At 55.0% G+C, this 21574-nt stretch carries 22 protein-coding genes and 1 riboswitch; of the genes, 8 read left to right on the top strand and 14 right to left on the bottom strand.

Annotated features, from left to right (window positions below; genetic code table 11):
• The first annotated feature begins 189 nt into the window (after positions 1–189).
• The gene (locus ACMGGP_RS23100) at positions 190–714 is read left to right on the top strand and encodes a phenolic acid decarboxylase (RefSeq protein ID WP_010246964.1); all 525 of its coding nucleotides are present in this window, start codon (positions 190–192) and stop codon (positions 712–714) included.
• A gap of 19 nt (positions 715–733) precedes the next feature.
• Here ACMGGP_RS23100 and clcA read toward each other — a convergent pair whose 3' ends face one another.
• Together clcA and ACMGGP_RS23090 are read right to left on the bottom strand one after the other, a co-directional pair.
• Positions 734–2122: a H(+)/Cl(-) exchange transporter ClcA gene (gene clcA / locus ACMGGP_RS23095; RefSeq protein ID WP_132499168.1), complete on the bottom strand. Its 1389-nt coding sequence runs from the start codon at positions 2120–2122 to the stop codon at positions 734–736.
• A gap of 94 nt (positions 2123–2216) precedes the next feature.
• Positions 2217–2525, bottom strand: a complete 309-nt coding sequence (locus tag ACMGGP_RS23090) for a YicS family protein (protein ID WP_033780336.1) — start codon at positions 2523–2525, stop codon at positions 2217–2219.
• Between the two features lie 165 nt (positions 2526–2690).
• Between ACMGGP_RS23090 and ACMGGP_RS23085 the strand changes: the two genes are divergently transcribed.
• Together ACMGGP_RS23085 and ACMGGP_RS23080 are read left to right on the top strand one after the other, a co-directional pair.
• Complete coding sequence (locus ACMGGP_RS23085) at positions 2691–3917, top strand: FAD-dependent oxidoreductase (RefSeq protein ID WP_187496406.1); 1227 nt, start codon at positions 2691–2693, stop codon at positions 3915–3917.
• 152 nt (positions 3918–4069) lie between these two features.
• Positions 4070–5836: a sensor domain-containing phosphodiesterase gene (locus ACMGGP_RS23080; protein ID WP_033768844.1), complete on the top strand. Its 1767-nt coding sequence runs from the start codon at positions 4070–4072 to the stop codon at positions 5834–5836.
• Positions 5837–5878: 42 nt separating this feature from the next.
• Here the strand turns inward: ACMGGP_RS23080 and ACMGGP_RS23075 are convergent, their stop codons facing one another.
• From ACMGGP_RS23075 to ascF, 6 genes are all read right to left on the bottom strand, one after another.
• Positions 5879–6814, bottom strand: coding sequence for an ABC transporter substrate-binding protein (locus ACMGGP_RS23075; protein ID WP_498798966.1), 936 nt, complete (start codon positions 6812–6814; stop codon positions 5879–5881).
• Between the two features lie 23 nt (positions 6815–6837).
• Positions 6838–7599 carry an ABC transporter permease gene (locus ACMGGP_RS23070; protein ID WP_060679294.1) on the bottom strand — a complete coding sequence of 254 codons (762 nt, stop codon included), beginning with the start codon at positions 7597–7599 and terminating at the stop codon, positions 6838–6840.
• Positions 7596–8336 (bottom strand): ABC transporter ATP-binding protein, encoded by a 741-nt coding sequence (locus ACMGGP_RS23065; RefSeq protein ID WP_122889427.1) that lies wholly within the window; start codon positions 8334–8336, stop codon positions 7596–7598. The genes ACMGGP_RS23070 and ACMGGP_RS23065 overlap by 4 nt, the downstream gene beginning before the upstream one ends.
• A complete protein-coding gene (locus ACMGGP_RS23060; RefSeq protein WP_346556504.1) occupies positions 8333–9034 on the bottom strand; it encodes a TenA family protein in 702 nt (233 codons plus the stop codon). The genes ACMGGP_RS23065 and ACMGGP_RS23060 overlap by 4 nt, the downstream gene beginning before the upstream one ends.
• Before the next feature lie 68 nt (positions 9035–9102).
• A riboswitch (TPP riboswitch) is annotated at positions 9103–9205 on the bottom strand.
• Positions 9206–9311: 106 nt separating this feature from the next.
• Entirely contained in the window at positions 9312–10742 is a 1431-nt protein-coding gene (locus ACMGGP_RS23055) for a 6-phospho-beta-glucosidase (RefSeq protein WP_187492885.1), read from the bottom strand.
• Between the two features lie 36 nt (positions 10743–10778).
• Positions 10779–12245 carry a PTS cellobiose/arbutin/salicin transporter subunit IIBC gene (ascF, locus tag ACMGGP_RS23050; RefSeq protein ID WP_498798965.1) on the bottom strand — a complete coding sequence of 489 codons (1467 nt, stop codon included), beginning with the start codon at positions 12243–12245 and terminating at the stop codon, positions 10779–10781.
• A gap of 256 nt (positions 12246–12501) precedes the next feature.
• Between ascF and ACMGGP_RS23045 the strand changes: the two genes are divergently transcribed.
• Positions 12502–13521 (top strand): LacI family DNA-binding transcriptional regulator, encoded by a 1020-nt coding sequence (locus ACMGGP_RS23045; protein ID WP_060679288.1) that lies wholly within the window; start codon positions 12502–12504, stop codon positions 13519–13521.
• Here the strand turns inward: ACMGGP_RS23045 and ACMGGP_RS23040 are convergent.
• On the bottom strand, positions 13518–14267 hold the full coding sequence (locus ACMGGP_RS23040; protein ID WP_124890638.1) for a DeoR/GlpR family DNA-binding transcription regulator: 750 nt from the start codon (positions 14265–14267) through the stop codon (positions 13518–13520). The two genes, ACMGGP_RS23045 and ACMGGP_RS23040, sit on opposite strands and share 4 nt — an antisense overlap.
• Before the next feature lie 76 nt (positions 14268–14343).
• On the bottom strand, positions 14344–15606 hold the full coding sequence (locus ACMGGP_RS23035) for a DUF1479 domain-containing protein (protein ID WP_124890637.1): 1263 nt from the start codon (positions 15604–15606) through the stop codon (positions 14344–14346).
• Between the two features lie 198 nt (positions 15607–15804).
• Here ACMGGP_RS23035 and ACMGGP_RS23030 point away from each other — a divergent pair, with 198 nt between their 5' ends.
• On the top strand, positions 15805–16683 hold the full coding sequence (locus ACMGGP_RS23030) for a Cof-type HAD-IIB family hydrolase (protein WP_010246988.1): 879 nt from the start codon (positions 15805–15807) through the stop codon (positions 16681–16683).
• 29 nt (positions 16684–16712) lie between these two features.
• Here the strand turns inward: ACMGGP_RS23030 and ACMGGP_RS23025 are convergent, their stop codons facing one another.
• On the bottom strand, positions 16713–17105 hold the full coding sequence (locus ACMGGP_RS23025) for a winged helix-turn-helix transcriptional regulator (protein WP_010246990.1): 393 nt from the start codon (positions 17103–17105) through the stop codon (positions 16713–16715).
• Between the two features lie 111 nt (positions 17106–17216).
• Here ACMGGP_RS23025 and ACMGGP_RS23020 point away from each other — a divergent pair, with 111 nt between their 5' ends.
• Positions 17217–18266 carry an NAD(P)-dependent alcohol dehydrogenase gene (locus ACMGGP_RS23020; protein WP_498798964.1) on the top strand — a complete coding sequence of 350 codons (1050 nt, stop codon included), beginning with the start codon at positions 17217–17219 and terminating at the stop codon, positions 18264–18266.
• Positions 18267–18485: 219 nt separating this feature from the next.
• On the opposite strand, the gene ACMGGP_RS23015 is transcribed toward ACMGGP_RS23020, so the two are convergent.
• The 3 genes from ACMGGP_RS23015 to ACMGGP_RS23005 all read right to left on the bottom strand — a co-directional run bounded on the left by ACMGGP_RS23015 (position 18486) and on the right by ACMGGP_RS23005 (position 19735).
• Positions 18486–19172, bottom strand: a complete 687-nt coding sequence (locus tag ACMGGP_RS23015; RefSeq protein WP_010246994.1) for a RipA family octameric membrane protein — start codon at positions 19170–19172, stop codon at positions 18486–18488.
• A gap of 93 nt (positions 19173–19265) precedes the next feature.
• The gene (locus ACMGGP_RS23010) at positions 19266–19508 is read right to left on the bottom strand and encodes a hypothetical protein (protein ID WP_498798963.1); all 243 of its coding nucleotides are present in this window, start codon (positions 19506–19508) and stop codon (positions 19266–19268) included.
• Between the two features lie 2 nt (positions 19509–19510).
• Positions 19511–19735 carry a hypothetical protein gene (locus ACMGGP_RS23005; protein ID WP_010246998.1) on the bottom strand — a complete coding sequence of 75 codons (225 nt, stop codon included), beginning with the start codon at positions 19733–19735 and terminating at the stop codon, positions 19511–19513.
• Between the two features lie 230 nt (positions 19736–19965).
• Here ACMGGP_RS23005 and ACMGGP_RS23000 point away from each other — a divergent pair, with 230 nt between their 5' ends.
• Together ACMGGP_RS23000 and ACMGGP_RS22995 are read left to right on the top strand one after the other, a co-directional pair.
• Positions 19966–20274, top strand: a complete 309-nt coding sequence (locus tag ACMGGP_RS23000) for a hypothetical protein (protein WP_498798962.1) — start codon at positions 19966–19968, stop codon at positions 20272–20274.
• 202 nt (positions 20275–20476) lie between these two features.
• Entirely contained in the window at positions 20477–21571 is a 1095-nt protein-coding gene (locus ACMGGP_RS22995) for a sensor domain-containing diguanylate cyclase (RefSeq protein WP_033773481.1), read from the top strand.
• The last annotated feature ends 3 nt before the right edge of the window (positions 21572–21574 follow it).

Raw genomic sequence — 21574 nt, 5'->3', positions numbered from 1 at the left:
TATTGCCTTCAGGGAGCCGGGAAGGGTTTTTTTAGGGGTTTTTAATTTACCCGTTGCGAACCATTTCCTTTTTCAGATGGCAAAAAAATCAATCTGCGTCATAGTCAATATTCATCGAGTTATTGCGCTATAGCTTTCTTTTGAAATTCATCTGCGCCTGTTAAGTGCGCTATTCAAACAGAGGTTAAAATGTCTGCAGAATCTCCAGAGAATATCTCCAGCGATCTTTCACAGTTCGTCGGTACGCATTTTGTCTATACCTACGATAATGGCTGGAAATATGAGTGGTACGCTCGCAACGAAACCACCTGCGACTACCGCATTCATCAGGGATTGGTAGGTGGCCGCTGGGTGACAAACCAGAAAATGCATGCGATTCAGTTCGCCCCGGGCATCTACAAAGTAGACTGGCATGAGCCCACCGGCACCTGCGTCAGCCTGCTGTTTGATCTGAATCGCACCCTGGTTCACGGCACAATTTTCTTCCCGCAGTGGATTGCCGGTGAAGGTCAGCATCCGGAAAAAACTATCTGTTATCAGAATGACTTCATTGAAGATATGCACCGCTTCCGCGATGAAGGGCCGGCCTATCCGTATGTGATCATTCCAGAGTTTGCGAAAGTGACCTATATGAAGAATGAAGGTCCAGATAACGATGAAGTGATCAATCAGGCACCTGGACAGATGCCTGCTGACTATTTTGATGGTAAGTAATTAAGCCGGTCACCCGCCCCTACGGGCGGGTAGCTTCTGCCTGACGCGCCAGGGTGCGGGCGAGGATTGATGAGTAGAGTGGTTTCCCTCCCAGAAACTGCGCCAGCAGCGTAGCGCCCAGACAGGTAATAATCATCGGCAATATCAGCTGATAGTTATCGGTCATCTCCAGCACCAGTACGATACCGGTCAGCGGTGCCCTTACCGACGCCGCAAAAAGTGCTCCCATCCCCGCGATAGCAAAGGTGCCCGCTTCCAGATGATAAAACGGGAAGAGGTCCGACATGGCCACCCCAAAGGCTGTGCCGAGCAGCGTACCCAGCGCCAGCATCGGCGCAAAAATACCGCCCGGCGCACCTGAGCCAAAACAGAGCAGGGTGGTCACCAGCCTGACCAGAAAGATGATCAGCAGCAGGGTGAACGGAAAGACGCCATGGACCGCCTGTGGAATCAGTTCTGAACCGCCGCCTGCGCCAGGTGCAAACAGCAGAGCCAGAATACCGCAACTGCCGCCTAGCAATGCACCGGCCAGCACCACGCGCGCCGTTTTACCGGCATAAAAGCGCGCAAAAAGGTCCTGCGTGATAAATATCAGGCGGTTAAACAGGACGCCGACCATACCGATTATCATCCCGAGCACCAGATAGAGCCACAGCGTCTGCACGGGCGCATCAGCCAGCTTGCCGACGGAGATCACCGCCTGTTCGCCGTTGAAACAGCGGAACACAATGCTGGCCATAATCACACCGGTAAACACGGCTTTAATTGAAATCAGGTTATAGCGGAATTGCGGACGCATCTCCTCGATGATAAACAGGATGCCTGCCAGCGGCGCATTAAACGCCGCCGCCAGACCGGCCGCCGCGCCGGTTGCCAGCAGCGTATGACGTGCCTCATTGCTGCGCATCCCCAGAATATCAATGACCATGCGGCCAATGTTCCCGCCCAGCTGCACTGTCGGGCCTTCCCGGCCCAGCACCATACCGGCACCCAGCGTGCCCATGCCGCCAAAGAACTTCACCGGAATCACCCGCCACCAGCGCACAGGCCTCAGCTCTTCCAGCGCCCCTTCAATTTCAGGGATACCGGAGCCACCCGCTTCGGGAGCAAAGCGCCTGACGAGAAAATATCCCACCATCGCCAGCAGAGCCGAGATGGCAAAGGCGGCGGCGTAGAGCATCCAGCCCTGAAACTGCGATGGTATAAGCGTGTCAGCACGCCACTGCTGTATTGTTTCAACGGCCCGGGCAAACGCCACGCCCGCCAGGCCAACCAGCGTACCGACCAGCGCGGCACAGAACAGCATCGCCAGCGGCGTTTTATCACGATAGAGCAGGACGCGAAACATCCGACTGCGCGCCGCGATGGAGCGGGGAACATAAACCGGCTGCGGTGATTCTTCATTCATTGAGAGACATTCTTGTTCAACCAGACCAGCGGGCCAGTTTACTGAGTGATAGGGTGAAAACAAACGTCAGGATCAATTTCATCGGGGTAAAGGGTTAATTCGTCTGTGGTGGACAAACCACTTGCGCCATGCGTTCGCGGTAGGCTGGATCATCCTGGTTTTTCAGCGCCTGAGCCGCCGCAGTCAGCGTGACCTGATTCTGCTTCTGGTTATGCTTATCGTTAAGAAACGTCTGACGCAGTTTTTCATCGGAGATGGCTGGTGATAACTGGCACTTCTGGCGCAGATCGTCAGTTATCTGCTGCTGACGCAGCGCAAACTTCAGCGTGTCGTAGGGTGCGGCTGCCACAATCAGCGGGCTTAACAGCGGCAGAATAAACAGCGTGTTGCGGATCACGTTCATGATGGTCTCCTGACTGCTGAGGACAGGATCGGGTCTTCGGCAGTTTTCAGTTGATATTAATCGCATTGAGTGATTAGCCTGAGCACAATATCCCCGACCGACTGCGGCAATGTCGCCACGGTCGACGCAATAATCATAGCAATACTGGCGTGACAGGGAGCTGACATGCAGCCACATTCCACTGAAATTCTCACCGCTGACTGTTGTATCGTCGGCGGTGGCCCGGCCGGATTAATGCTGGGTTATCTGTTCGCCCGCGCAGGCCTGCGCGTGGTGGTGATCGAAAAGCACGCCGATTTTCTCCACGATTTTCGCGGTGACACCATCCATCCCTCGACGCTGGAAATTATGCACCAGCTCGGTCTGCTGGAATCTTTCCTGACGCTGCCGCATCAGCGTGCTGAAAAGCTGGAGGCGGAAATCGGCGGACAGAGTATTACGATGGCCGATTTCTCACGCCTGCCGGTTCAGTGCCGTTTTATCGCCTTTATGCCGCAGTGGGATTTCCTGAACTATATGGCTGAACAGAGCGCCCGGTATTCGGGCTTCAGCCTGCTGCAGTCGACCTCTTTTGAGTCGCTGAATGTTGAAAATGGCAAGGTCGGTGGTGTGATAGCTTCCCGCGGGAATCAGCAACTGCACATCCGCTGTAAACTGGTGGTCGGTGCAGATGGCCGCCATTCACGCGTACGCGAAGCGGCGGGACTGACCGGACAGGAGTTCGGCGCAGCACGCGATGTCATCTGGTTCCGCTTAAGTAAACAGCCGCAGGATCCCGATTTGGGCATGGGCCATAAAGGGCCACGCCAGAACTTTATTGTTATCGATCGCGGCGACTACTGGCAGTGCGGACTGACCATTCCGAAAGGGGAGTTTGAAGCGAAACAGGCCGCCGGACTCGACGCGTTTAAATCAGAAGTGGCGGCCCTTTCGCCCTTTGAAGCGACGCGCATGGCGGAAATCGAGAGCTGGGAGGCGTTCAAACTGTTGACGATACGTATTGACCGCCTGGATAAGTGGGCGAAGCCCGGGCTTCTCTGCATTGGTGATGCGGCGCATGCCATGTCGCCGATTGGTGGGGTTGGCGTAAATCTGGCGATTCAGGATGCGGTAGCGACGGCGAATCTTTTGACCGATCCTCTGAAGCGAGGAGAACTGCAGCTGCGCGACCTGGAAAAAGTGCAGAAGCGCCGTCAGTTCCCTACCGTCGCCACACAGTTTTTGCAGATCAAAATGAGCCGCAGCAAAGCAAAAAGAAAACCTACGGGAAGCAGCAAGGTTCCCGTGATTATCCAGCGCCTGCCGTTTCTGCGTTTTGTACTGGGACGCCTGATCGGTCTGGGCTTCAGGACGGAGTCGCCGCAGGTTGCGCACATGAAAGAAGAGCGTTAAATGATTTCGACAGCGATCAGATATCATGCGACACTGTTTCACTGTGAAAGTACTGTCAGATTGAGCCGCTATTTATCTGATAATTGGGCGCTAATTGAGCATTTCTGAGCTAAATTATTTTCGATTTTTGCGCCTGCATAGGAGAGGTTTCAGTGCATAACGAGCAAAATGGCAGCGACGTAAAACGTCTGAGTGCGATCAAGGCACTTTTGTCCCCGGATGAAGCCCGGGATAAGGTGCTGGAAAGATTCGTTAATCTCGCCAGCCAGGTGCTGGGTATTTCTGGCAGCTTCATTTCAATTATTGACGATCATAACCAATATATTAAAGCGTCCCGCAACTTCGATCTTAAGCAATCGACCCGTGATGAATCTCTTTGCCGCCACGTCATTGATGGTGAGGGACATCTGGTGGTGTATGACACCTTACTGGATGAGCGCTTTGTCACGCACCCATTTGTGAAAGGCGATCCGCATATTCGTTTCTACGCCGGTGTCTCGCTGCAGAACCTCGACGGTGCGGTGCTGGGCACGCTCTGCGTCACCGACACCCAGCCACATCCCTTTACGGATGAGAAACTCGCTACGCTGCGCTCACTGGCTACGCTGGTCACCTCATTTCTGGATGCCTGGAACAATGCGGGTTTTGCCGACGTCATTACGCACCTGCCGAATCGCCCACGTCTGATTCGTGATATTCAGCAACTGACCCTTGTCGCACCACAGAGCCGCTTTCGCCTGATTCTTATCGACTGCCTCGACATCATTCGCGCCTATGAGCTTTCCCGTGCGGTGGGCATTGCGCCGATGGAGAAACTGCTAAAGCAGATGGCGCAGGATGTCGCTCACCGGCTCAATCTTCCGGAGAATGAGACGCTCTATACTTTCGCCCCAGGCCGTTTTGCCATTGTTCAGCCTTACTCGGGTCGTTATACCGCACATAACATGATCGACCTGTTTAAGGGCATGAAGGCCGATCTGGCGGAAAATATCACGCTCGACCTGGATGTCTTTACCGGTGAAACAGAGTTTGTACCGGGCCAGATGGATGCCAATGAAACGGTGCGTCAGGCCGTGAGCGCGCTGCATGAGGCGGTGGATGAGAACATCAGTGCAATGTGTTTTGAAGAGAGTTACGACTCGCGGCGCACCGATGACTTTATGATCATGAACGATCTGGCTCAGGCGCTGAATAAAGACGAAGAGCTTTACCTGGCCTGGCAGCCTAAAGTGTGTCTCAAAAGCGGTAAAACGGTCGGGCTGGAGGCGCTTATCCGCTGGAATCATCCTGAGCGGGGCGAGCTTTTCCCTTCAGAATTCATTCCGTTAGCGGGTAAAACCAACCTGATTTCCGATCTGACCAACTGGGTTATCGATCACACTATTGAGCAGCTTACGCGCTGGGATCGCGAGTACGATTTGATTCCGGTTTCGATCAACGTCAGCGAACGCGACTTCGCAAAGCCCGATTTTGCCGATCGGCTGGTGGCAAAATTAGCGGCGGCTCAGTTACCCAATTCTATTCTGGGCATTGAGTGCCTGGAGAATGAACTGATCACCAAAACCAATGTGGCGATCAGCGGGCTGGAAGCGCTGAAATCACACGGCTTTGTGATCTCGCTGGATGATTTCGGCACTGGCTACAGCAACATCAGCTATCTGCAGGATATCCCGCTGGATGTGATCAAGATCGACCGATCCCTGATCTCGCGTATGGGTGAAGATGATGCATCAAAAATCATCGTCAGATGCATTATTCAGATGCTGAAAGAGCTGAACTATACCGTGTTGGCTGAGGGCGTTGAGACGGAAGCCACCCTGACGTTGCTGAAAACTTACGGTTGCGATCAAATCCAGGGCTACTTCTTTTCAAAACCACTGCCAGCCAGCGATATTGAACACTGGCTTTATCAGAAGTGATGCCAGGCAAATGGCCCGCAGCGATCGTTGCGGGCTCTCTTATTACTCACTGCCGGTGGCGTAGCGCTCAACCGGCGTGATGCTTTTAATCAGCTTGTTATCAAACAGAAATTGCTCGTAAGCCTGATAGCGTGCGCGATCCAGTTTTGCCGGATCGGCAGCGAACAGCGGCAGGGTAGCACGCCATGCCTGATGATTCAGCGGCGTGTTCAGCTCCGGATGCGCGCGGGCAAAAGCCTGCCAGCTCTCCTCCGGGTGCGCCTGCAACTGCGCATTACCCTTCTTCAGTGCCCGCAAAAACTTTTTGATTTTCTCCGAGTGTGCCTCATCACGGTTGGCGACGATGATCAGTTCGTCATAGGCCGGAACACCATAATCCTCGACGTTGAAGACTACCGGGTTTTTACCGTGCTGTTTCATATCAAGCGCTTCAATATTGCGATAGCCGCCGATAACGGCATCCACCTGCCCGGTCATCAGGGCACTGGTGAGCTGGAAATTGACGTTAACCAGCTTAACCTGATCGGCCTTAACGCCATCATGGTTCAGCATGGTCGCCAGCGTCGCCTGTTCAATGCCGCTGACCGAATAGCCGATACGTTTCCCTTTTAAATCGGCTGGTTTTTTTACCGTTTCGTCTAACGTCATCAGCGTATTCAGCGGACTGTTAATCAACGTACCCACCCGCATCAAGGGCAATCCCTGATCGGCGAAGAAATGCAGCTGCGGCTGATAGGTAATCGCTAAGTCCGCCTGCCTGGCTGCCACCAGACGCGGCGGCAGCGCCGGATCGGAAGGCGGCACAATGTTAACCTCCAGCCCTTCTGCCGCAAACGCGCCGGTCTGCTGGGCCACCATAATGGGTGCGTGATCGGGATTGATATACCAGTCGAGCACCAGTGTCAGTTTCTCCATCGCCTGAGCCTGTGTGGCTAAAGTGGCGCTGAACAGCAGGGTAAACAAAGGCATTTTTGTCATGGGTTTTCTCATTGGTATGGTCATTAATGTGTCTCGGGTGCCCAGGTAATCAGGCGGCGTAGCAGGATGTCGAGGGTCAGCCACAGGGCCAGCGTCATCAGCACCAGAATAAACAAGGCGGCGAAACAGAGGTCGCTCTGCATCCGGGCGTTGGCATTCAGCATCACGTAGCCCAGCCCTTCGGCCGAGCCGACCCATTCACCGATGATTGCGCCTATTGGCGCGACGGCTGCCGCCATCCGCAATCCTGAGCCCAGGGCTGGCAGCGCGGCTAACAGCCGGACATGGCGCAGTTGCGCTGCAGGTGATGCGCCCAGCGTACGAGCCAGATCGAGATAGCCGGGCGTGACGCGACGCAGGCCATCAAAAAAGGCGGAGGTCACCGGGAAGAAGATTACCAGGACGGCCATCGCGACTTTGGCGCCCATGCCGAAACCAAACCAGAGCACCAGCAGCGGCGCCAGGGCAAAAACCGGAATCGCCTGGCTGGTGATCACCAGCGGCATCATCCAGCGCTGCAGCCATGGCGAAAAGGTCATGCCCAGCGCCAGCACACTCCCCAGCAGCACGCCGAGGGCCATGCCGCTGACGATCTCGGTCAGGGTAATCAAAGTGTGATGGCCGAGATAACCTGCGTTTTGCCACAGTTCGATGGCGACCGCAGCGGGTGAGGGCAGCAGAAAGGCCGGAACCGAAGTCAGCGTGGCGAGCCACCACAGCGCAATCAGTCCGGCAAACAGCATCACTCCGCGGTGAAGACCGGCAAAACCTTTGTGTAATCTCATCCCGCTATCCTGCTCAGCTGCTTCAGCAATGCGGCCTGACTCTGCAATACCTGTATGTCGTCTGCAGCCCGCGGTGGCTGGCCCGCCAGGGGCGGGCAGGTTTCAATTCCCGCAGAACCGATCATAAGCACGTGGTGACTGAGCCGACTCGCTTCAGCGGCGTCATGGGTAATCAGCAGCACGGTGTGTCCGACCAGCACTTCTGCGGCCAGCGTCTGGATCTGAGCGCGGGTGAGTGCATCCAGTGCGGAGAAGGGCTCATCCATCAGCACAACGGGCTGACGGGTGTAGAGGGTGCGGGCCAGCGCGGCGCGCTGACGCATCCCGCCGGAAAGAGTCGCGGGTCGCGCATTTGCAGAATGGCTAAGACCTACCCGCATCAGCAGATGCTGCGCCCAGTCGCGATCGGCCCTTTCACCTTTCAGGCGACTGGCGAGACAGACATTTTGTTCAACCGTCAGCCACGGATAGAGCAGATCCTGTTGCCCCATCCAGGCGATGCGTCCGGTCAGTGGCAGGCCGTCGCTGCCGCTGACCTGCCCGGCGGTGGGTGGCGTCAGACCCGCAATGACCCGCATCAGGCTGCTTTTTCCGACGCCGCTGGCACCCAGTAAAGCGGTAAAAGCACCGCCCGCGATCTCCAGATCAAGCTGGCTGAAGAGTGGCTGCTGGCCATAATTCAGGCTGAGCTGGCGAATTGAAATGCCTGGCGGCACCGGACTGCACGGCAGGTTCATGAGCTGATCCGCTGGGCGGCAGCATGGTTGAGACCCATCTGCCAGAAGGCGGCTTCCAGCCGGGTCGCGGTGGTGAAGATCTCCGCCAGCGGGTTAAACCGCTGTTCACCGGCGCGCTGCCGGGCCAGGGTTTCAAACAGTGAAAGTGAGGAGCGAACGCCAGCCAGATAGGCTTCGTCGCCGTAATTTTCTATCCATGCCGCGTAAGGATTCCCCTCAAAGCGGGTTGCGGGATCATGCAGTAGTGTCAGGCCAATTTCAGCGTAACCGGCAACGCACGGCATCAGCGCGGTCAGCAGTTCCAGCGCATCCCCGGTGTGACCCACGTCCAGCACGTAGCGGGTGTAGTTGAGCGTTTCCACGGCTTCGGGTTCACTCGCCATAGCCGCCTCGCTGATGCCCCATTGCTGGCAGTAAGCCTGGTGAAGTGGCAGTTCGCTGACGATGGCGTTAAGCGATGCCGTTGCGCTGCGTAAGGCTGCTGGCTCGGAAAGTTTGCTGATCAGCAGGCCCCAGGCACGGGCGAAGTGCAACAGAAACAGATAATCCTGGGTGAGATAGTGGCGGAAGGCGGCGGGTGGCAGGTTGCCCTGACCGAGTTGCCGCACAAAATCGTGCCCGATATAGGCGTGCCATTGACTGCCCGCCTGCTGGCGCAGACGACCATAAAAGCCGGTGTCGAAAAGCGGATGTGACATAGGATCTCCAGTAACAGGGAGATCCGGGCATACGGTCTGGAACAGGGAATGTTGCAGGAGATGACGCAGAAAATCTGCCGACCCGTCCCTTCGCTGGCATGACCCAGATCAGGTTCAAAGGGTTCGGCTTACGCCATCTCAGCCCATTACAGGACACCCCTCGGAGACATTGGTTATACGATAATTACTGCCGGAGTACAACGGCAGAAATAAGCGTTCTGTTCAGGTGTGGTTGTCGCGACAGTAACAGCATGACGATAGAATTTAAGTGACGTTGTCACTCAAGATCCGCACCATTACTGGCGATGACTTTTTTGTACCACCAGAAGGATTTCTTCCGCGTGCGCGCCAGCGTGCCGTTACCCAGGTCGTCGCGGTCAACATAGACAAATCCGTAGCGCTTGCTCATTTCACCCGTTGAGGCGGCAACCAGATCGATACAGCCCCAGCTGGTGTAACCCATCACTGGCACGCCATCCTCAATTGCGTCGCCCATGGCGCGGATATGTTCGCGCAGATAACTGATGCGGTAATCATCGTTGATCTCGCCATTTGATTCGATCTCATCGCGCGCGCCCAGGCCATTCTCCACCAGAAACAGCGGCTTCTGATAGCGGTCATACATCATATTCATCGTGATGCGTAAGCCGAGCGGATCGATACCCCAGCCCCACTCACTGCGCGGTACATGCGGATTGGTCAGGGATTTCACCACATTGGCGGCGCTGCTGTTCTGCTCGTTCATCTCGGCCGAGGCGCAACGTGAGGCGTAATAGCTGAACGAGACAAAATCGACGCTGTTTTTCAGAATGTCGGCATCGCCGTCAGCGATCTCAAGCGTCACACCTTTTTCACGGAACACGCGCGCGGCGTAGGCCGGATAGGCTCCGCGCGCCTGCACATCAATAAAGAACAGGTTTTCGCGATCCTTTTCCAGCGCAGCCCAGACATCTTCCGGTTTGCTCGACCAGGGATAGAAGTTGCCGCCTGCCAGCATGCAGCCGACCTGGTTCATCGGATTCACTTCATGCGCGATGCGCGTCACCAGCGCGCTGGCGACCAGTTCATGATGGGCCGCCTGATACTTTACCTGATCCTTGTTCTCACCGGGTTCGAACACCAGACCGGCGCCGGAAAACGGGCTGTGCAGCAGGATATTAATCTCATTGAAGGTCAGCCAGTATTTCACCAGGCCATCAAATGCCTCGAAGCAGCTGCGGGCATAGCGGGCAAAAAAGTCGACCATTTTGCGATTGCGCCACGAGCCATATTCAGTCACCAGATGCATCGGCACATCAAAGTGACAGAGCGTGACCAGCGGTTCGATATTATATTTCCGGCACTCCTCAAAGACCGCGCGGTAAAAGGCGATGCCTTGCGGATTGGGCGTCAGTTCATCGCCATTGGGATAGAGACGGCTCCAGGCAATCGACGTGCGGAACACGCTGAACCCCATCTCCGCCATCAGCGCAATGTCTTCCGGATAGCAGTGATAAAAATCGATGGCTTCATGGCTGGGATAAAATTCATCGTCACGCAGGGTAAAACGCTTTTCCAGACCGAGTTTGACCGGCAAACGGTGCGGGCCATGTGGAATCATGTCGACGGTGGTTAAGCCCTTTCCGCCTTCACGAAAGCCGCCTTCACTCTGGTTGGCGGCCAGTGCGCCGCCCCATAAAAATCCTTGCGGAAACCTTGAATCAGACATGCAATCCTCTTTTCCGGGTCAGCGTGACCCTTTCCTTTAGTGGCTATTAATCGCGTTAGCGCGTTCGGTAACGGGCGCAGGTTGCGTTGCGCTTTCGGGTGCGGTTTTGGTTTCGGGTTCGGTTTCAGGAATATCTTCAAAACCTAACAGCAGCGTCAGCACAAATGACAGCACCACAGACAACACCATGACCGCACCGACCCAGACAATACTCATGGGATTGGTAGGATCGAAGAACTGTACGCTGGTAAACAGGCCGGGAGAGGCCATGGAGTGGCTGGCCAGCCCGCCAATGCCCGCGACCGCGCCACAGATAAAACCACTGATCAGACAGGCGATCAGCGGTCGTTTTAAGCGGACCGCAACGCCATACAGCGCCGGTTCTGAAATGCCGGCAATAATCGCTGATGCCGCCGCTGCCAGCGCGGTCTGGCGCAGTTCACGGTTTTTGGTCCGGAACGCCACCGCCAGCGACGATCCTCCCAGCGAGAGGTTGGCACCAATCTCTGACGGCATCACCATGCCCTCTTTGCCGGTTTCGGCAATGGTCTGGATGATGGTGGGGGTGAACACCCGATGCATCCCGGTCATCACCAGCAGCGGCCAGATTGCGCCCATAATCGCGACGGAAAGCCAGCCAAGATAGCCATGCACGGTGTAGACCAGCGCGGAGATGCCGCTGCCGATCCAGATACCAATCGGACCAATCAGAACAATCGCAATGGGTGCCGCAATCAGCACAATCAGCATCGGTTTCAGGAAGTTTTTAGTGACGGCAGGGGTAATACGATCCACGCCGCGCTCGATGTGCGACAGGATCCAGGTCATCACCAGCGCCGGGATCACCGTATAGGTATATTTCACCGCGGTCACCGGGATGTAAGCAAATTCCACCGCCTGACCCTGTGCCGCTTTCGCCATCAGTTCAACAAAGTTGGGATGAACCAGTACACCGGCAATGGCGATCGCCAGCGACATGTTCGTTTTGAATTTCAGCGCCGCAGAGGCGGCCACCATGATCGGCAGGAAGAAGAATGCGCCATCGCCAATCACGTTGAGGATGACCAGCGTTGATGAGCCTTTCTCAAACACGCCCGCCATATCCAGGATCATCGCCAGCAGCTTAACCATTGACCCGCCAATAATGGCCGGAATCAGCGGCGACATGGTGCCCACCAGCGCATCCAGAATACCCGCGCCGATGCCTCTCAGGGTGATTTTGCGTTTCACCGGGAGAGTCGAAGCCGCACCGGGCGATCCCAGTTCCAGCACCGCCTGATAAGCCTGCGCAACGTTATTACCGATGATCACCTGGCACTGGGTATCATTGTGCACCACGCCCATAACGCCATTGATTGCTTTCAGGCGGGGGTAGTCGACCTGCGTTTCATCTTTCACCACAAACCGCAGGCGGGTCATGCAGTGGGTTACGGCTTCGATATTGGTGAGGCCGCCTAGCGCATCGACAATGGCGCGTGACACCTCGGCATAATTTCTGGGCATGATCGCTCTTCTCTGTAGGGTAAATCGGTCAAAGTTTTTATGTTTTTGCGCCTGCGGACAGGCAAATAGGAAACCGGTTTCACAAAATCATGAAGTGCTTTCACAGCGCCGACAAGCGCCAAAATCATCAAGATCTCTTTTTTGTGAACTCCATCACCTGATGCTGCCAGGTAACTTCATACTAAGGCGGGGTAAATATTTCCAAGATTGAGAGGCTTAGGTAGACTGCAGGACGACGCAGCAAAGGAGCATCACCATGGCAACGATTCAGGAAGTGGCAAACAGGGCGGGCGTCTCAAAAGCGACAGTGTCACGTGTGCTCTCGGGCAATGGCTATGTCGGGCAGGAAAAGCGCGAAAAAGTACTGAAGGCGATTGCCGAAACCGGATACCGGCCCAATCTGCTGGCGCGCAACCTGGCGACAAAAACCTCTCAGACCATTGGACTGGTGATCACCAATACGCTCTACAGCGGCAGCTACTTCACTGAACTAATGGCACACTCCGCGCGCATACTGGAGCAGCAGGGCCGCCAGCTGATTCTGGCGGACGGCAAACACACCGCTGAGCAGGAAGAGGCGGCGATACAGTTTCTGCTCGATCTGCGCTGTGACGGCATTATTATCTATCCGCGCTTCCTGAGCATTGACGCGCTGGATGCGATTATCTCCCGGCACAAACAGCCGATACTGGTGATCAACCGGCGGCTGCGCGTCAACCATAGCTACTGCATTTACAGCGATCAGCACGCCAGCAGCGCCACGGCGGTGAGCCATCTGCTGAATCAGGGGCATCGCGAGATCGCGTTTATCACCGGTTCACTCGATTCGCCGACCGGCGTCGAGCGACTTTCCGGCTATCACGCTGCGCTGGCCGCACAGGGCATTGAAGCCGATTCCCGGCGAATCGTGACCGGTAAATGGACGGCGCAGAGCGGTATGGCGGCCGTGGACCAGCTGCTGGAACGCAGGGTGACATTCAGCGCGCTGGTGGCGAGTAATGATGAGATGGCGATTGGTGCCATCAAACGTCTGACTGAATGCAACATCGCGGTACCCGGGCAGGTTTCGGTGATTGGCTTCGATGATATTCCGCTGGCGCCCTTCATCACGCCGTCGTTATCCAGCATGAAACTGCCGGTCACCGAGATGATCGATGAGACGATTAACCGCCTGCTGAACATGCTTGATGGCGGAGACTGGCATACTCAGGCACCCTTCACGGCCAGCCTGATGATGCGGGACTCCGTTACTAAAGGCCCCGGCCGTTCTGCTTAACCTGCGGCGATCTGTATCACCTCTATCGCCTTTTCCCTGAGCTGCGCTGCCGCCGCCGCATCCAGCGTCTCATCGGTAATCACGTGCCCGACCTGATAACCGGATGAAAGCGGATAAGGGTGAATCTGACCAAACTTGGAGGCGTCGGTCAGGGCATAGCTCTCAGCGCCTTTCGCCAGCACGGCATCCACCACATCACAGCGCAGCATGTTGCGGCCGGTAAAACCGGTCTCCGGATGCCAGCCATCCACGCCAACAAATGCCCGGTGAAAATGAACCTGCTGGATGGAATACCGCGTCAGCGGGCCGACTACTGACTCACTGCTTTTCTGCAGCAGGCCACCGAGCACAATCACCTCACAGGTGGCTTCCCGAAGAAGCTGGGCAATATAGTGACTGACGGTAATCAGCGTAAGATCGGCGCGGTCAGCCAGCGCACGCGCCAGCAGCGCATTGGTGCTGCCGCCTTCGATGAAGACCGATTCACCCGCCTGAACCAGACTGGCCGCATGTCGTGCCAGCGCCTGCTTGATGGGATAGCGGGTATTCATGCGGGTGCCGACGTTATCGCTGTCCAGCGCCAGCGCGGAACCGTGAACCCGCCGCAGCAACCGGTCGCGTTCCAGCAGCGTGAGATCCTGCCGCACCGTCACTTCAGAAACCCCGGTAAGCTGCGCCAGTTCGCTGACCGTTACGCTGCCCCGGCTATTAACCAGTTGAATAATCTGATGATGTCGCGGGTTCATAATTGCGTTTCGCAGAAAAAAAGAAGCTCCAGTGTAACAGGGATATCCCGCGCTGGTGTACAACGCGGGATTGGGATCAGGACAAATCCAGCGACCGGCGTCCGTTAAGATTGAGGTCCTGCAGCGTAAAACGCTGGCCCCACTCTGTTTCATAATCTTCCGGCGGAAAATCTCCCGGTGAACGTCCCTGCTCCAGGGCCTGTGCAACCCGCCGGGCATAGGCGCGGTTTTTGTCACACATAGGTGCAGCGGGGATATACATCACATTGCCCCAGCCCTGCTGATCTTCAACCGGTGCAACGGCGTGGATCACATCACAGTGCCACCATACCGAATCGCCCGCCTCTAAGGCCGGTATCGAACAGAGTCCTGCAATCAGGTGCGGATGCCACTGTTCATTAACGGGCAACACCCGGCCCGGCGCGACGCCGCACAGTTCATCTTCAGGTACGTCTGAAAGCAGCGGGCGCAGCAGAACATAGGCCATCGCCTGCGGCACCGGCACCACGTGCAGCAGGCCCTGACCGGGGATCATATCGGAGAGTGCGGTCCAGCCCTGAAAGGTCCGGAACACGGAACATTTGGTGGTACCCGGCAGATCATACTCATCCACTTCGGTGCGGTGAGCTGCATCCCAGGGGTCGTAAGCGGCAAAATCACCGTGAAACAGCTTACTGAAAACCTGCTGATACGCGGGGAGTAACCAGCGTTCCAGCGCGCCGGAATCGGTATGGGCGCCTAATCCCTTCGAGGTGGTGCCCGGCAAGCGGCGACGGATGCGATCGGGATAGATAACGCTGACATCCGGGTCAAACCACTGCTTTCCCTGTGATTCAGACTTCCATAACCGGTTCAGAAAAGATTGCGCGTCAGCCATTGCCGCGCTCTGCCGCGCCTGCATTTGCGCCTGTGACCAGTAAATCGGATAGATTTCGGGGCGGGAGGCGGCCAGCGATCCAAAAAAGTCATCTCCGGGGCCGCGATAGTGTTCGTCAAACCGGTTGTGATCCAGATAGTCGAGCATCGACTTATCCCATGCCAGCGCCTGCTCACGCGCGAAGTGCTGCTTAATTACCACACAGCCGCGACGTTTAATCATCGCCCGGGTTTCATCCGAAACCTTTCCCGCTGCAATGTCCTGCATGGGCACTACCGGCCAGGCACTGCCCGTGCGCTTTTCATCTGCTTTTGCTTCAGCAATCGCAGCAGTGATGTTGTCGCAAACCTGACGGAAAAGGGCATCGACATCACCAATCTGTTGACGTAACTGCTGTTTCATCTCGCGAATAGCGGTTTTGACGTCGTCAGGTAAAGGGGTTGATCGGGAATCTTCACGCATCTCGTGCTCCTGAATATCTGGGGGTTGAGTTACGAATGTAATTAAAATAACCTTCATTCGTAATATTCGACTGAGGTTAACATCCTTTTAACGAAAAAAAACGTGCGTGATAACACAACTCCGGAACCGGAACGCTCTGAAAGCCGTTAGCAAAGTCACTATTTGCATTCTCATTAATCCACACAGCGAGTAAGCTTTATGAATCAAATCAATCAGCCGAAAGGACAGAACGGCGAACGTATAGGGGCAGGCGAGATGGCGGTTAAGATGATTGCGGTGGATATGGACGGCACCTTTCTGGACGACAATAAGCAGTACAACGTTCAGCGGTTTTCACGTCAGTATGCGCTGCTGAAGCAGAAGGGCATCCGTTTTGTGGTGGCCAGTGGTAATCAGTATTACCAGCTGCAGCGCTATTTTCCCGACATCAAAGATGAGATCGCTTTCGTGGCGGAAAATGGCGCATGGGTTTCTGACTGTAATGAAGAGATCTTCTGCGGAGAGTTAGCTCAGGAGAAAGTGCATAAGATCCTCGATATCCTGGCGCATGAACCTGACATCGCGGTCGTGGTCTGTGGACGCAACGGCGCCTATATGCATTCATCCACCTCTGATGAGGTGATGGCAATGCTTGCAAACCACTATCACCGGCTGGAAAAACGCGATGACCTCTATGCCATCGACGACACCATTTTCAAATTCTCGCTGAAGCTGGAGCACGAAGGGGTTGATGCACTGCTGCAAAGACTGCATTCCCGTCTGGGCGAGCTGGAAAACATCATGCATCCGGTATCCAGCGGTTTTGGCTTTATTGATCTCATTATTCCCGGCTGCCATAAGGCACACGGCATTGCGCTGCTGCAGGAAAAGTGGGGCATCAGCGATTGCGAAGTGCTGGCGATTGGTGACAGCGCCAATGATATTGAGATGCTGCGTCAGGCCTGCTTCAGTTTCTCAATGGCCAATGCCGCTGATTCGGTCGCTGCCGTGGCGCGCTATCAGACTCAGAGCAACAATGATGAAGGCGCGCTGAATGTCATTTCCCGCGTGCTGGCGCGCGAATTCCCGTTCGATTAAGCCTGCACTGCGTGAGAACTGGCGGCCTTCTATCCGCCACTCTCCTGATGGCTGCGCGCGTGATGTTCCATTTCATCCAGCGCAGCCTGATTCTCCAGTCCCCACTGATACATCTGCTCTATTGGCTGTGCGAAGGTATGCCCCAGCGGCGTGAGGCTGTATTCCACTTTTGGTGGCACCACCTGCCACACCTGACGCGACACCAGTCCGCGCTGCTCCAGCTCACGCAGCGTCTGAATCAGCATCTTCTTCGAAATACCCTGCAGGCTGCGCTCCAGTTCACCCGTGCGTGCCCGATTTTCCGGCCAGTGATAGAGCGCATGCAGCACCATCGTGCTCCACTTCACCGAAAAGAGCTCCAGCAGGCGGCGCGGCGGTGAATCCGCATAAAAGCAAAGTTTTCCTTCAACCCAGACCGGCATAGTGACTTCCCAATTAGTATGGTAACCAAAAGGTAACTACTACCAAATGGGTTTCCGTGTGTCTATAGTGGGCCGCTTTCTTTACGACCACCAGGTGAGAAGAGGCAACAGATGAAAATTAACGCGCTGATAGCGTCCCAGGCAGACCAGCCGCTGCGGGCAGGCCAGGTAGAGTTACGCGAGGTGCAGGCTGACGATGTGAAAATCGAAATTCTTTACTGCGGTGTCTGTCACTCCGATCTGCATATGGCCCGTAATGAATGGGGCGTCAGCCGCTATCCGCTGGTTCCCGGTCACGAAATTGTCGGACGCGTTGTGGCAGTGGGGGGCAACGTCACTAAATTTGCCGCCGGGGAAACGGTTGGCGTTGGCGTGATGGTCGACTCGTGCGGTGAATGCCATTTCTGTCAGCAGCAGGAAGAGCAATATTGTGAGGCGGGTTTCACGCCGACCTACAACGGCACGGATAAATACACCGGCAATACGACATTTGGCGGCTATGCCCAGCATGTCATCGCCGACCAGCACTTTGTGGTCACGGTGCCCGACAATCTGGCGCTGAATGCGGTGGCACCGCTGCTGTGCGCTGGCGTGACCGTCTGGTCACCGTTGCAGCATTTTAACGTCAAAGCAGGCGATCGTGTGGGTGTGGTCGGGCTCGGAGGATTGGGCCATATGGCGGTTAAACTGGCCAGCGCGCTGGGCGCAGAAGTCACCCTGTTTACGACTTCTCCGGCGAAAGGGGAAGATGCACGCCGGCTCGGCGCTAAGAACGTGGTGATCTCGCGAGACGCCGCACAAATGGCTGACTGCCAGGCGTCACTGGACATCATTCTGGACTGTGTCGCTGCACCACACGACCTCGATCCTTATCTCGGTGCACTGAAAACCAATGGTCAGCTGGTGCTGGTGGGCATTCCCGATCAACCTCATCCGTCACCGAATGTGACACCGATGGTGTTTCGTCGCCTGAGCATCACTGGCACCTCAATTGGCAGCATCCAGGAGACGCAGCAGATGCTTGACTTCTGTGGTCAGCACAACATCACGGCTGATGTTGAGATGATCACAGGTGAAGAGGTCGAAACTGCCTTTGAACGTATGCTGACCAGCGATGTGAAATATCGTTTTGTCATTGATATGCAGAAAACCCACTGGTGATGAATACGGCCCGCTGTGAAAGCGGGCCGTCAGACTTTTACACGGGCTGAACCCGAAAGATAAAGCCCTGCATATAGTTACAACATACTTAAATGTTTTAATATCAACTCACCTCATTGAACTCCGTGCGGCAGGGGTCTTACAGCAAGATCGTTCTGATTAGAAAAAAAATACCCGGCTCATTGACCGGGTATCTGTTTTGACGTTTACCAGGCGCAGTTAATCCTGCTCTTTATCCGTGTCACTCTTTTCCGCTTCTTCTTTCTCAACAACATGGGTAAAAGGCTTAAGCAGCTGAATATCCAGAATCACATACACCATGGTGCTGATAAACAGGGAGATGACACTGCCAAACACTCCGCTGGTGGTAAATGTCAGATAGTTATAAATCACCAGCCAGGTCAGGCAGATAAACAGCGCGAGCGAAATAGAAAGGTTGGGCACGGAGTAGTTGCTGGTACCACCGCCCTGGGTATGCGTCGCTTTAAACAGATTTCCGATGGAGTATTTCTCCAGCACCAGGATAGTCCTTTCCCAGTTACGCTGTTTACGCGCGCTGGCGCGGGTCAGGAACAGATAGAGAATAGAGATGAAGAAGCCGGAGAAGGCGATCAGCACCGGAATCGCTTCCAGCGCATATTCAATACTCTTATGAGGCGTGCCAGTGGTGCTGAGATCAAGCGTCAGCGAGGCACCCAGCGCAGCATATAAAAAGAGAAACAGAATCAGAAAAGTCAGGCTACGTTTCCAGTCGCCATCGGCCTCTGCACCTTTTTGCTGGATGGCCAGCTGAAGCGATTGCTGAATCTGTTGTGCCTGTGGTGAGTCTGTTTCAACGGTGTGGCATGGCGCAGCAAAGAAGTTGTGCATAAACAGCTCATCTTCTTTGTGAATGGTGATTTTCATCAGAAACCTGTATTCGGGAAATTTTCTTTATTCTAATCAGCACAGCATGAATTAACAGTAACTTTGGCTTTATACCTTCAGCCCCGCACTGACTCAGCGGGATATCAGTTTCATCAGGCTACCTGAAACTGAATCGGTTGCGAAACTCTGCTCAGCATTATCCTCTTCGTGACGCAATTGCTGATAGCGCAGCAGCGCGGCATCGGCGTTATCGGCATGCACCACGTCCCACACCATCTTATAGCCATCAGCCATTAACGCGTCCTGCTGATCCTGCCGCTCAGTGTTCACGGCTCTGACTGTTTGCTCTTTCTGAAACAGACGATAGTCTGGCATGGCTATTTCTCCCCTGGATGGTCCAGCGCTTTAAACTGCTTAATGGCTTCATTGATATTGTTGGTATCGACGGTTGCAATACAGCGATCGCCGTTGAACACCTCATAGCGGGCGTTGTGCAGCTGAAACAGCAAATCCCTGCCACGGAAGTGTATACGTTTCTGTTTAACGCCAATCCCATGCCGCCGTAATAGTGCCTGTGACAGGCGATCGGTCTCTTTTATCATTCCTTCAGCTCCTCGGCAGTACGTGGTCACTGCCAGTAAACCTGATGAACATTAGTTTTATATTAAGAGATAACCCTATTTTTTACAGGGCTAAGCGCAGGTTTCAGAGAAATTACCGGGCTGCATGTGCTGACGGAATCAGCAGCTCACCGGATTAATGCCATTCCCTGCGTTAACGGACCGCAAATGCGGTACACTTGCCGGAATAACTCGCCACAGGACACGCCGCTATGAACGATAAAAAGATGATTTCCATTGATCAGTTCAACGCTGATGAACGACTGGCCGTCGAGCAAACCTATAAGGGCCTGGCCGAGAAGTACCGTCAACGAACCGGTAAAGAGCCTGATAGCAAAAAAGAGAAAGAATTCAATAGTGAAGCTCGTCAGATCATCATGACCAGCAAACTGGAGAAGGAGAGGGCGCAGGCTGAGAAGGAGAAGAAAAAACCGCTGCGTAAGAAAAAACCTTCTTCAATGACCGCCAGTGAAATCAGCGATTTCAACTGGTCTGCCTCAGTGGTTAAAGGCCGCCGATAAAAAGCTTCCGCGCGTATTCATGGCGCGCGGTATCTTCTCACATTACTGCTAATGTCCCCTGACTGCCATCGTCCCCGGCACACAAGTCACAGGCTGACGAGATGCCTTTCGCGGCCCGCAATAAGAATATTCTGTAAATAGTTTACCTTAATTCATTAATTGCCGATAAACTGCCATAACCTGTTGCTGCTTCAGTCTGCATATGAATTACTACACTCCTGACGATATTCAGCTGAAGCGCCGATCAACGCGATTTGTGCGCCGCATGTTCATGATGCGCCAGCTCGGCACCTTTCTCTGTTTCCTGCCCATTCTGTCAGTATTGATGGAGCTGGGAAAAAGCCTGGAACTCTGCGCACTGCTATTTACTAATGCGTTTGTCTGGCCCTATGCCGCTTTCAGACTGGCATTGCGATCGCGCGATCCCACGGGTTTTGAACGTAAGAATCTGACGCTGGATGCCGCATTCGGCGGCTTCTGGGTGGCAACCATGGCGCTGAGTCCGCTTCCCTCGATTATTATCATGGCGGTACTGATCTCTGATCGTTACTCGGCGGGCGGTTGGGTTCAGCTGAAGTCTGCTCTGCAGGCCTTTCTGTTGACCTTTTTACTGGCCTGGTTAGCCGAAAAGGCGCCTTTGCAGCTGACCTTCTCTACCCGCACCGTCTGGCTGACTCTGCCGCTCGCCAGCGGCTATCTGCTGGCGCTCAGCGTGGTTTCACACAATCTGACCCTGAGTCTGCGAAAGAAGAATCAGGAGCTGGAACGCATTGCGCTGATGGATCCTGGTCTGAAAATACCTAACCGACGTCTCTTTGAGCGGCGGCTTGAAAGCGAGTTTTTACGTACACAGCGAGGTGAGGGTAAAGCCTGGCTGATGCTGCTGGATGTCGATCACTTCAAACAGGTTAACGACACCTTCGGGCATGAAGCCGGCGACTTCCTGCTGGCAGAAATTTCGGCACTGCTGCGTGACAGCGTCGGCCTGAAAGATATACCTGCCCGCTTTGGCGGCGATGAGCTGTGTGTGATTGTGCGGGATGCGGATGAAACCAGCATCATGTTGCTGGCAGAGCAGATCAGACAGGGGATTGCCCTGCTGCGGCTGCCGGCTTCATCTACCTTTCAGTGCTCGGTGAGTATCGGGATTGCACCGGCATGCGATGCGGCGACAATTCATGAATGGCTGAGATGCGCCGATGAGGCGCTGTATCAGGTCAAGCGCGCCGGACGTAACGATGTGCAGTTGTGGCATTCTGGCACGCTGGAAACGCTGAGTGAAGTCAGGGGCAGTTAACAA

This window comes from Curtobacterium sp. BNK-1, assembly GCF_048685235.1.
GTDB classification, from domain to species: domain Bacteria; phylum Pseudomonadota; class Gammaproteobacteria; order Enterobacterales; family Enterobacteriaceae; genus Pantoea; species Pantoea agglomerans.
Note: the sequence above shows the minus strand (reverse complement) of the source record. Positions and strands in the feature narration are given on the sequence as shown.

What these genes read in the sequence shown, in the direction of transcription:
- clcA (WP_132499168.1), bottom strand. Translation starts at nt 2,122, where the DNA reads ATGAATGAAGAATCACCGCAGCCGGTTTATGTTCCCCGCTCCATCGCG.
- ACMGGP_RS23100 (WP_010246964.1), top strand. Translation starts at nt 190, where the DNA reads ATGTCTGCAGAATCTCCAGAGAATATCTCCAGCGATCTTTCACAGTTC.
- ACMGGP_RS22995 (WP_033773481.1), top strand. Translation starts at nt 20,477, where the DNA reads ATGAATTACTACACTCCTGACGATATTCAGCTGAAGCGCCGATCAACG.
- ACMGGP_RS23090 (WP_033780336.1), bottom strand. Translation starts at nt 2,525, where the DNA reads ATGAACGTGATCCGCAACACGCTGTTTATTCTGCCGCTGTTAAGCCCG.
- ACMGGP_RS23085 (WP_187496406.1), top strand. Translation starts at nt 2,691, where the DNA reads ATGCAGCCACATTCCACTGAAATTCTCACCGCTGACTGTTGTATCGTC.
- ACMGGP_RS23035 (WP_124890637.1), bottom strand. Translation starts at nt 15,606, where the DNA reads ATGCGTGAAGATTCCCGATCAACCCCTTTACCTGACGACGTCAAAACC.
- ACMGGP_RS23060 (WP_346556504.1), bottom strand. Translation starts at nt 9,034, where the DNA reads ATGTCACATCCGCTTTTCGACACCGGCTTTTATGGTCGTCTGCGCCAG.
- ACMGGP_RS23040 (WP_124890638.1), bottom strand. Translation starts at nt 14,267, where the DNA reads ATGAACCCGCGACATCATCAGATTATTCAACTGGTTAATAGCCGGGGC.
- ACMGGP_RS23000 (WP_498798962.1), top strand. Translation starts at nt 19,966, where the DNA reads ATGAACGATAAAAAGATGATTTCCATTGATCAGTTCAACGCTGATGAA.
- ascF (WP_498798965.1), bottom strand. Translation starts at nt 12,245, where the DNA reads ATGCCCAGAAATTATGCCGAGGTGTCACGCGCCATTGTCGATGCGCTA.
- ACMGGP_RS23005 (WP_010246998.1), bottom strand. Translation starts at nt 19,735, where the DNA reads ATGATAAAAGAGACCGATCGCCTGTCACAGGCACTATTACGGCGGCAT.
- ACMGGP_RS23020 (WP_498798964.1), top strand. Translation starts at nt 17,217, where the DNA reads ATGAAAATTAACGCGCTGATAGCGTCCCAGGCAGACCAGCCGCTGCGG.
- ACMGGP_RS23010 (WP_498798963.1), bottom strand. Translation starts at nt 19,508, where the DNA reads ATGCCAGACTATCGTCTGTTTCAGAAAGAGCAAACAGTCAGAGCCGTG.
- ACMGGP_RS23070 (WP_060679294.1), bottom strand. Translation starts at nt 7,599, where the DNA reads ATGAGATTACACAAAGGTTTTGCCGGTCTTCACCGCGGAGTGATGCTG.
- ACMGGP_RS23055 (WP_187492885.1), bottom strand. Translation starts at nt 10,742, where the DNA reads ATGTCTGATTCAAGGTTTCCGCAAGGATTTTTATGGGGCGGCGCACTG.
- ACMGGP_RS23075 (WP_498798966.1), bottom strand. Translation starts at nt 6,814, where the DNA reads ATGACAAAAATGCCTTTGTTTACCCTGCTGTTCAGCGCCACTTTAGCC.
- ACMGGP_RS23025 (WP_010246990.1), bottom strand. Translation starts at nt 17,105, where the DNA reads ATGCCGGTCTGGGTTGAAGGAAAACTTTGCTTTTATGCGGATTCACCG.
- ACMGGP_RS23065 (WP_122889427.1), bottom strand. Translation starts at nt 8,336, where the DNA reads ATGAACCTGCCGTGCAGTCCGGTGCCGCCAGGCATTTCAATTCGCCAG.
- ACMGGP_RS23030 (WP_010246988.1), top strand. Translation starts at nt 15,805, where the DNA reads ATGAATCAAATCAATCAGCCGAAAGGACAGAACGGCGAACGTATAGGG.
- ACMGGP_RS23015 (WP_010246994.1), bottom strand. Translation starts at nt 19,172, where the DNA reads ATGAAAATCACCATTCACAAAGAAGATGAGCTGTTTATGCACAACTTC.
- ACMGGP_RS23045 (WP_060679288.1), top strand. Translation starts at nt 12,502, where the DNA reads ATGGCAACGATTCAGGAAGTGGCAAACAGGGCGGGCGTCTCAAAAGCG.